Source organism: Thauera aminoaromatica S2, from assembly GCF_000310185.1.
GTDB lineage: Bacteria > Pseudomonadota > Gammaproteobacteria > Burkholderiales > Rhodocyclaceae > Thauera > Thauera aminoaromatica.
In genome coordinates, this window is sequence record NZ_AMXD01000147.1 from 1 (window position 1) to 8979 (window position 8979).

The window sequence follows — 8979 nt, forward strand, 5'->3', positions numbered from 1 at the left end:
CTCGGGCATCAAGTCTGCGGCGGGCGCGTCCTCGCGCATGGAGATGAGCGGGCAGTCGCGCCGCGTTCCAGGTTCCGCGCCTTCGTCGATGGGCGGCAGGAGCAGGAGCCGGCCCTCGCCGGCCGCGGCGAGGTCGGTCGCGAGCGGCAGCCCGTCCGGCAGGCGCCGGATGTCGAAGCCCTCGCCCGGTGCGGCGCCGAGCGCACGCATGAAGATCTGCATGCGCGGGGCGTCCGCCGTGCTGTCGGGGGTTTCGCCGAGCACGAAGAGATGGTCTTCGTCGGTGCACAGCCCGAGCAGCCCGCCGTGGGGCGGCAGGGCCAGCGTCCACGCCAGGCGCAGCGGATCGGGATTGGTCTGCAGCGGCTCGAAGCGCTCGGGGCGGCCGCGGTAGGGCTGTGGCAGGGGCGCCCCCACGGCGAGGCCCAGCTGCGTCTCGCCGAGCAGCCACACGCGGTCGGTGCCGCTGGCGGCCTCGACCCAGGCGCGGCGTGGCGCGAAGGGCAGCGTGCAGCGGGCCTGCCAGCGCCGGCGCAGATGCACCGCGGTGAGACCATGCTGTACGCCACCGTCGCTCCACGGCAGCACGACCAGGCCGCTGCCGCCGAAGGCGAGGTCGGTGAAGCGGCCCGCCGGCGCATCGACCGGATCGAGCACCAGCACCTCGAGGGCGGAGGCATCGGCGTGCGTTTCGTCGAGCGTGGCGCGCACCGGCTGCCAGGTGCGTGGCGGCCAGGACGGCGCGCACTCCAGGCGCAGGCCGTCGTCCGACAGGCGACCGAGCTGGCCGTGGTCGTCGAGCATCCACGGCGTCGCCGCGAGCAGGCGCTCGCGTGCGCGCGCGGCCGCCAGGCGTGGCAGGCGCGGGGCGTCCTGGCGGGTCAGCGTGAAGGCGCGCTGCTCGTGGTCCCAGCTGCATTGCCGGCTCGTGTTGTGGAAGTCGGCCGCGCCGTCGAGGAGCAGGAAGCGGGTGCCGTTGCTGTTCATGGACGTGGCCTCGATCAGCACAGATCCGGAATCACCGGTACCGGCACCGGGCGCGGGCCGTCCGCTGCCGCGCCCGCCTCGGGTCCGAAGCCGCGCGGCGGGGCGGGGCGGTCCTCGCCGGGGCGGATGGAGACCGCCATCAGCTCGGGGAGTTCGAAGTCGAGCAGCGTAAGTGCCTGCACACCGGTGAGCTCGCGCCAGCTCGGCGGGTCCTGCTCCGTCGTCCGGTAGAAGAGGCGCAGCGCATTGACCGCCTCCACGCCCTCGACGCGCCCGGCCTGGGTGCGCAGCTCGTTGATCTCGACGGCCTTGCCGCGTGGCCAGCCCGCACCGCGCGGCCCACCCGGCGGCAAGGCCCACAGGTAGCGCAGCAGGGCGCGCTCGACCTCCGCATGGACCTGCTGCTCGCTCGTCGGATCGACCACCTCGAGCGAGAGTGCGAGCGCGATCGGTACGAAGCGTGGCGACAGCACGTAGAGCTCGGTGCCGAGCATGCAGCGCGCCGAGAGGTACGCGTGCACGTCCGCGAGCAGCCCGGCGTTCGGACGCGGTGCGGCCGCCATCGCCTGCGGTGCCGGCGGCATCACGAACACGCTGACGACGCCGGGGACGTTGCGCCGCACCGCGGCGAGGCTTGCGCCGGGGAAGAATCCTGCCACGGCCTCGGCGCGCGCCACCGGGTTGATCGGGTTGTCGCGCGCGAGCACGGCGAAGTCCTCCGCCGTGACTGCCCGGTCGCGGTGGGACAGGAAGGCCGGGATGCGGCGCTCGGCTTCGTCCAGCGACTCGGCGTCGACGCCGCCGCGGGTCGGCCACTCGTGGCGTACCGCGAGCTTTTCGCTCGCGCCATGGAGTTCCCGGATGCTGCCGGGTGGAAGGTTTCCGCCGCTGCCGCCGCCGTGGCGGTAGAAGGCGGCGCGGATGCGGGCCCCGGCGGGCGGACGCATGCCGCGGACGCCGTCGCCGAAGTGCACGCTGCGGTCGGCGGAGTCGACGACGAAGACGGTGTCGTCGGGACCGCTGCCGGCGAAATGGGCGACCCGGGTCCAGGCGCGAAAGGCGCGTCGGGCCTCCACCTCGATCTCGACGCTGCGCTCATCCACGTCCGGGTCGGGCAGTTCGAGGCGCTGGTCGGGACGGCCGGTGCCGGCGCCGAGCAGGACGTCGCGCGCGATGCCCTGGCCGATCACCTCGACCGCGTTGAGGCCGAGGTAGCCGAGCGTGAGATCGGCCTCCTCCGCGCAGGACAGGCGCAGCCAGAACAGAAGCTGATCGGGGCGCAGGTCGGCGGGTGCCTCGGGCGGCGTGTCGCCGAGTCCGGCGAACTGGGGATCGAGGGCGCTCGTCGCGCGCAGCATCTCCGCGTCGCGCGGCAGGCGGAGACGTGCGACGCCGGTCCTGCGTCCGCCCGCCGAACTGTCGGCGACGACTTCGAGCGGGAGGTACTGCACCCTTTGCGGTGCATCTTCGGGGTCGGGCCACCATGCCAGCTCCCACGTCAGCCTGCGCGCACGCAGGCCGGTGGCGAGCCCGCCCTCCAGCTCCGTGTCCGGCGCCAGCCCGACGTTCAGGAGGACGCCACCGAGCGCCCGGCGCACGCGTTCGGCCTGCGTCGCCGGGGCTGGTCTGGCGAGGCAGATGCCCAGATGCAGTGCGCCGTCGCAGGTCCCGGCTGCGCTCGGCCGGTCGCGCCCGGGGTGCAGCGTCACCGGCCGGAAGGCGGCCGGCTCTACCCCGTACTGCGCGCGCAACTGGTCGAGGCTGATGCCCTCGGCGGCAAGCGCGGCCTCGTCGAGCCTGCGCTTGACGACGATGCGCAGGGTGAGTGGCGTGGGCTGCACCTCGCCAATGGTCGAGAAACTCGTCGTCCCCGCCTTGAGCAGCGCCTCGGGTGGAATCGGCAGCGGCAGCGCGTGCGCGGTCGAGTCGATGCTGACGATGCCGCTCGCCGGGCGTGCCGGGCGCAGGGGAATCTGCAGCAGGTTGAGGAAGGCCAGGCGCTGGCGGTCCGGAATGCGGTTGGCGCGATAAAGGATGGTTTCGGTGAGCCAGGCGAACAGATCCACCAGCGCGAACACCGGGTCGCCGGGCGCGAGCGGGGCGAGTTCCGGCACGTGGCGCGCGAGGCGTGCCTGCAGTTCGGCGACGAGTTCGTCGAAGCGGCGGTCGTCAAGGTCGGGGACGGGGAACGGCTTGGGGGGCGACATTTGTTCGGTTCCCTCAGGATTCGGGTGCGCGGCGGGCGTGGGCGAAGGCAGCACCCTTCGCCTGGCGGCGTCGAGACGGGGTGGGGGCGATCGACCGGCGTGCGGCGTGCATGGCAGTCATCCCAGGTCCAGCGCCAGTTGCAGCGTCTCGCGCCGCTCGTCGGCAAGCAGCCGGTAGCGCACCTCGAGGTTCACCTGCGACAGGCGCTCGGGGTCGGCCACGGCGCGCACCGCCTCGATGCTCACGCGCGGTTCCCAGCGCCGCAGCGCGCGCAGCGCGGCGTCGGCGATCAGCGCGCGCGTGGTCTCGTTGTTGGGGTGGTGGATGAAGCTGCGGATGCCGGCGCCGAACTCGGGCCGCATCAGGCGCTCGCCGGGGCGGGTCAGCAGGATGTTGAGCATCACTTCGCGCACGCTCGCGTTGCCGGTCTGCCAGTGCTGGCGGCCACCAGCGACCGGGCTGGCGAGGAGGGGGAAGCTCGTGAGCAGGGACTCCGGGGTCGGCATCGCGGTCTCCTCGTTGGTCTCACTTGCCCCGGAGCGCCTTCAGGCACAGGCGCGGCAGCGCGAGGAATACCCGCGGCAGCCAGCCGAGGAAGAGGTTCAGCAGGTTGATCACGACCATCAGCAGCATGGTCGCGCACAGCGTGATCGCCGGCAGGCTGAAGCTGAAGCTCCAGCACGCGCCGCTGCGGTTGCCCGGGCCGTCGCCCTTCATGTCGGCGTCCGGACTGATCTTGCGCAGCACGTCGGCGAGCGACTTGGGCGCCAGCATCGCCACGCCGCGCGGAAGCCCGCGCTTGAGGTCGTCGAGCGCGGGCAGGACCACCGTGGTCGGACGCTGCGCCTCGGGGTCGAAGGGCGAGGCGACGCGGAAGACGTGGCTGGCCGGGCCCCAGGCGACGCGCTCGCAACCGCACTCGTCGTGCCAGCGGATGAAGGGCAGGGCGGTGAAGCGGTCGTCGTCGCCCTGGCCGTAGCGCGGCATGGGCAGGCCGTCGTCGAAGCGCACCTGGGCGCGCGCCAGGCGCAGCCCGACCAGGCTGCGCAGGTTCTCGGCCTGCTGTTCGGAGAGCAGCAGGCGGTCCTTGCGGCTTCCGCCCGTGCCGTCGGGCAGCGCGGTGCGGCCGGCGACGAACTCGCCGCGGTCGATGCGGGCGAAGAACTCGACCAGGGCCGCCGCGCTGCGGTCCAGCCATTCGAGTGCCGTGTCGCCGAACACCGGCACCCGTTGCGGGAAGCCTTCGCCCTCGACGAGGCGGACCTCGAAGTGGTGGAAGCGCATCTGGCCGAGCAGGGTGCGGAGGCCGGCGTTGTCGGGGTCGGTGGCGTCGTCGATGCGGAACTGCGCGACCAGGGTCTGCAGCAGCTCGACGAAGCCGACGCTGGCGACACCCTCGGTGACGACGAGGCCGTCGCCGTCCACCCAGGGCCTGGCGTCGCGGGTGCCGAGCGGCCATGCATGCTCCAGCCCGAAGTCGGGGGCGTCGCCGCCGTCGGTCTGCGGCAGCGGCGCCTCGGCCTGCACGCGGGCGCTGCCCGAGAGCGGCAGGTAGCCCCACAGCAGGGTGTGCTTGCGCTCGACTCCGCGTGCGTCGCGGCGGGTCGCCAGCAGCGTGTGCAGGGGGGCGACCTCCTCTCCGGAATAGGGCGGTTCGGGGAAGCGCACCGGCAGCAGCCCGCGCGCGCGGAGGCGGTGCACGTCGTCGGGGTCGTGATCGGGGATCCTGCCGTCGCGCCAGCCCAATGGCTGGCCGTCGGCGATCATCCAGCGCTGCGCCGAGCCGTCGGCCGCTACCCGGCGCACCACGAGGCCGGCGCCGAGGATCTTGCGCGGATCGAAGGCGGGGCCGCCTGCGGCCATGCAGCGCACCTCGGCGCACACGAGGTAGAAGCAGCGGTGCAGGGGCAGGCGCAGGGTCGGCTCGGCGCCGAAGCGGCCGAAACGGTCGGCGCGGAACCATGGCTGCGCGGCAGTCCCGGTGAGCCGGCCAGCCTGGGCGTCGTTGAGGAAACGCGCGACGAAGTCCTCGTCGAAGTAGCGATGCAGGGTCAGCCCCTCGCCTTCGCCGGCGAAGAAGGGGGCGATGACCTGCGGCTGGTGGGGAGCCGCGGAGGGGGCGCCGCGGGCGGGACGCATCGGGCGCTCGGCGCGCAGGGCGGAATCGATGCTCACCATAGGTTCCCCGCTCCCGGCGAATAGCTCGTCGACACCACCGCGTTGCTGATCAGCGTGTCGCACTGCACGACGCCGGAGAACTTGCTCAGGCCGGCGTCGACCTTGACCAGGCCGGCGGAGATCGTGACCTGGGCGGCCTCGATGCTGACGATCCCCGAGCCGGTGAGCTTGACCGTGCCCGGCGCGATGTCCACCCGCTCGCCGCCCTGTTCGATCGTGACCTTGCCGCCGCCCTGGTCGGTGATCACGAGGCGGTTTCCGGCCGGGGTCTCGATCGTCACGCTCGGCTGCCGGTCGTCGAGCAGAACCTTCAGGCCGGCAGGGCTCTGCACGAGGTAGCGTTCGTCGACCGGGCGCGCGTCCTCGGGCTGGCTGGCGCCACCGCTCCACACCGCGCCGAGCACGATCGGCAGGTCGGGACCGACGAAGGCGACCACGACCTGTTCGCCCACGCGTGGCAGGAGGCTGACGCCGTAGCCGCCGCCCGCGCTCGGCACCATCACGGCGGCCCAGGTCTCCAGGCCGGTCGCCGCCAGGTGCAGCTTCACGCGACCGCGGTCTTCCGGGTCGTCGTTGTCGAGGACGACGCCGAGGTGCAGTTCCTGCAGCGGACCGGGGCTATGGCGCGACATGGCGGGCGCTTCCTCAGGGGGTCCAGTCCGGCCGTTCGACGCGCAGTCGTGTCGACAGGCCCTGGGTGTTGTCGAAGTGATGCCAGCACTCGGCGATGCGGTAACGTCCGGCGAGCCGCGGCGATACCCCGGTGAGTTCGAGCTCGCGCCCGACTCCCAGCTCGGGCGTGCCGGTGCAGACGATCTCGCCGTGGAGGAAGCGTCGTGCATCGCGGCGGAACGCGCCACGCGCGAGCGATTCGGCCTCGGCCTGGGTGCGCGGGAAGGGGTGGGGGCGTGGCGAGCGCCCCTCCCAGCCGAGCTCGGCCAGCGTCGTCGCGGCGCTGCGTCCGGGGGGGGCGGGCGCGAGTGCGGCGCTGCTGCCCTGGGTGCTGGAGTCGGTGGCGAGGTTGTAGCCGTGTGCGAGCACTTCCCGTGGCTGCTGGTTGAGGTCGGCGATGATGCGGATGCGGCGCGCGTTCGCTCCGGCGTCGATGCGGACCGGGTCCGGGTCCGCCTCCTCGGCGCGCGCGTGCAGGCGCCCGTCCTGGATGCGCAGCGGGATGTCGTGCGGGCCCAGCACGCGCAGCAGGAAGGCGAGGTCGCTTTCGTTGTGCTGCAGCCAGTCCGCACTGCCGACCTCGATGCCTACGTCGGCCTGCAGTCCGGCGTCGTCGGCGATCGCACGGACGACCGCGGCCAGGCCACGGTTCTCGAACACCCGGCTGGCGCGCCGGCGCGCCAGCCGGTGCAGCGCATCCTCGGCGAGGATCACGAGTTGCGGCGCGCCGTCGCCGTAACGCTCCTCCAGCGCGGTGATCTCGCCAACGAAGACGGCGCCGCTGGCGTGCTCCCCGAGGAGGATCTCGATGCTGCTGCCCAGGCGCAGATCCTGGAACGCGAAGTCCGGTGCCGCGCCTTCCCCCGCGGCCCAATTGACCACGCGCGCCTCGGCGCTCGCCATGCCGCTCGCGGGCAGATGCACCGAGAGCGCCTGCACCGCGGTGCCGAGCGCGGGGCGGTCGTCTCCATCGACGCGCATGCGCGGACGGACGCTGAGGAGCGCGGCGCTAGTCGATGGCAAGGCGAGCCTCCCGTTCGCCGGCCAGGGCAAGCAGGTCGAGCAGGGTGTCGCCGGGCGGACCGGCCGGTGGGCGCGCCTCGGTGGCCGAAGCTTGCGCGGGGTTCGGCTCGGCCTGCACCTCGGCGACGAGTTCGTCGATGATCAGCGGCATCAGGTGCCTCCAGTCGGAATCAGCAAGGCGCCCGGAACGGTGAAGCGCGGGTTGTCGAGGCGGTTGAGTTCGGCGATGACGCGCCAGTCGCGCGGATCGCGGCCGGCAGACTGCGCGGCACTCGCGGCATCACGGCCTTCGCCGCCGGCAGCGAAGCCGGGCATCGGGCGTGCGTCTGCACGCACCGTGGGGTCGAGCGCGAACTGGTAGCGGTCCTCCTTGAAGGTGAGGGCCAGGGTGGCGCGCAACGGGATGCCCTCGGGCGCGAAGAAGTCGAGGGTCTCCGAGTAGCTCGACAGCATTCCGGTGAACTGGAAGCTGCCCCACTGGAAACGGCAGCGCCCGGGGGCCCGCGGGCGGTTCGACCCGGCGTCCTGCGGCTTCATGAAGGTTTCGGCGATACGTTTGGTGAGCGTCCTCACGTCGCTGTCGGCGGCGACCGTCTCGCGATTCGCCCGGGCGTCGGAGCCGAGCTTCGCGGCCACGCTGGTGTCGAACACGAGCTCGACCGCGAGGGTCGATTCGCTCTTGTCGATGTATTGCGCCGCCGCGCCGCTGCCGCCGCTGCCTGCCCGGTTGTCGGCCTTCAGCGTGTTCGACAGGGTCACGCGCAGCGTCGCAGGGTTGAACTGGACGTCGATGTGCTTCGATTCGTCGGTCTCGACCTGGTCGCCGTTCATCGGGATCAGCTTGGCACGGGCGATCTGCGGGGCAGGCATGTCGTCGTCTCCATTCAGCCGCGCTCGAGCTCCAGCCCTTCGTGTACGAGCTGAAGCTCCTCGATCGCGACCTGGCTCGCGGTGGAGGACAGGTCGGGGCCCTTGAAGCGGGTCGGCAGGGCGTTCGTGATCCGCCAGCGCAGCAGCGGCTTGTCGGGGTCCTGCGGGTGATAGACGTCGATCGTGCCGGACAGGCGCAAGGCATGGTTAGACTGGCGCGTGCTCACGTCGAACCAGTTCCACAGGTCCGCCACCTCGGTGATGCCGCGCTTGAGGATGACGGGCGCGAAGCTCGTGGGGCCGGCGAGCTGCACCTCGCCCCAGTTGCGCCCGCCTTCCCGCAGGGTCTTGGGCGCCATGGTGGCCTCCAGGCCGCTGACCTCGCTGAAGGCGCCGCGGCACAGCAGCCGGCCGCCTTCGCCGTCGTAGAGCGCGACGCGGAAGCGGAAGGGGATGAATTCGCCGGCGGAGTCAGCCATCGATGGCCTCGATGCGGGTTTCCGTCACGGCCGCGTGGCGGTCGTGCAGGAAGGTCAGGCGCAGGTGGTCGATCGGGTAGGCCGGCGCGATCTCGATCTCGAACGCGATCGCGGAATCGACGGCCGGCAATTCGCGGATGCGGTAGGCGTGCTCGGGCTGCGCGCCGCGCAAGGCGCCGGCCTCGTGCAGGCGCCCGAAAAAGCCGCGCAGGGCGAGCTCGGGCCGCGGGTCGCCCGGATCGGTGTCGAACAGCAGCCGCTCGCCCAGGGCCTGCAGCTCGCGCCGCAGCCAGCCCATGAAGCGCATCACCTCGGCCGAACGCCAGTGCTCCAGCCCGCGTTGCGCCTTCGTCATGCGCTGCAGGTCGGCGCCGGGCAGGCAGGGCACGCATAAGGCCTCGTCGTCCACCTGCAGCCGGCCCGCGCGCGTCAGCACCACGGTCGCGCCGGGCGTTGCGCGCAGGGCGGTGGCCGCTTGCTGCGTCGGTGGCGGCCACGGCAGCGCCTTGCCGGGCAGCGGGCGCCCGGCGATCGAGCGCCAGGCGCCGTACCGGAGCGAGAC

Annotated in this window: 8 protein-coding genes and 2 pseudogenes; all 10 read right to left on the reverse strand. The window is 72.7% G+C overall.

All coding sequences use genetic code 11. The features are described from left to right. Nucleotides 1–987: pseudogene (locus C665_RS16520) on the reverse strand (hypothetical protein); the annotation flags it as partial. Nucleotides 988–1001: 14 nt separating this feature from the next. Next, nucleotides 1002–3194 carry a putative baseplate assembly protein gene (locus C665_RS16525; protein ID WP_004323171.1) on the reverse strand — a complete coding sequence of 731 codons (2193 nt, stop codon included), beginning with the start codon at nt 3192–3194 and terminating at the stop codon, nt 1002–1004. Nucleotides 3195–3311: 117 nt separating this feature from the next. After that, entirely contained in the window at nt 3312–3701 is a 390-nt protein-coding gene (locus tag C665_RS16530; RefSeq protein ID WP_004323173.1) for a GPW/gp25 family protein, read from the reverse strand. 19 nt (nt 3702–3720) lie between these two features. Continuing rightward, a complete protein-coding gene (locus C665_RS16535) occupies nt 3721–5373 on the reverse strand; it encodes a hypothetical protein (protein ID WP_004323174.1) in 1653 nt (550 codons plus the stop codon). After that, nucleotides 5367–6005 carry a phage baseplate assembly protein V gene (locus tag C665_RS16540; protein ID WP_004323175.1) on the reverse strand — a complete coding sequence of 213 codons (639 nt, stop codon included), beginning with the start codon at nt 6003–6005 and terminating at the stop codon, nt 5367–5369. The genes C665_RS16535 and C665_RS16540 overlap by 7 nt, the downstream gene beginning before the upstream one ends. 13 nt (nt 6006–6018) lie before the next feature. Continuing rightward, the gene (locus C665_RS16545) at nt 6019–7068 is read right to left on the reverse strand and encodes a phage late control D family protein (RefSeq protein WP_012585234.1); all 1050 of its coding nucleotides are present in this window, start codon (nt 7066–7068) and stop codon (nt 6019–6021) included. Then, entirely contained in the window at nt 7055–7219 is a 165-nt protein-coding gene (locus C665_RS20910; RefSeq protein WP_004323177.1) for a hypothetical protein, read from the reverse strand. The genes C665_RS16545 and C665_RS20910 overlap by 14 nt, the downstream gene beginning before the upstream one ends. Beyond that, nucleotides 7219–7938 (reverse strand): CIS tube protein, encoded by a 720-nt coding sequence (locus C665_RS16550; protein WP_004323179.1) that lies wholly within the window; start codon nt 7936–7938, stop codon nt 7219–7221. Before C665_RS16550 ends, C665_RS20910 begins: the two co-directional genes overlap by 1 nt. Nucleotides 7939–7952: 14 nt before the next feature. Continuing rightward, on the reverse strand, nt 7953–8417 hold the full coding sequence (locus tag C665_RS16555; RefSeq protein ID WP_004323182.1) for a phage tail protein: 465 nt from the start codon (nt 8415–8417) through the stop codon (nt 7953–7955). Beyond that, a pseudogene (locus tag C665_RS16560) lies at nt 8410–8979 on the reverse strand (hypothetical protein); the annotation flags it as partial. The gene C665_RS16555 and the pseudogene C665_RS16560, both read right to left, overlap by 8 nt.

Coding starts and splice junctions, on each gene's coding strand:
- C665_RS16525 (WP_004323171.1), bottom strand. CDS start 3,194: ATGTCGCCCCCCAAGCCGTTCCCCGTCCCCGACCTTGACGACCGCCGC.
- C665_RS16530 (WP_004323173.1), bottom strand. CDS start 3,701: ATGCCGACCCCGGAGTCCCTGCTCACGAGCTTCCCCCTCCTCGCCAGC.
- C665_RS16535 (WP_004323174.1), bottom strand. CDS start 5,373: ATGGTGAGCATCGATTCCGCCCTGCGCGCCGAGCGCCCGATGCGTCCC.
- C665_RS16540 (WP_004323175.1), bottom strand. CDS start 6,005: ATGTCGCGCCATAGCCCCGGTCCGCTGCAGGAACTGCACCTCGGCGTC.
- C665_RS20910 (WP_004323177.1), bottom strand. CDS start 7,219: ATGCCGCTGATCATCGACGAACTCGTCGCCGAGGTGCAGGCCGAGCCG.
- C665_RS16550 (WP_004323179.1), bottom strand. CDS start 7,938: ATGCCTGCCCCGCAGATCGCCCGTGCCAAGCTGATCCCGATGAACGGC.
- C665_RS16555 (WP_004323182.1), bottom strand. CDS start 8,417: ATGGCTGACTCCGCCGGCGAATTCATCCCCTTCCGCTTCCGCGTCGCG.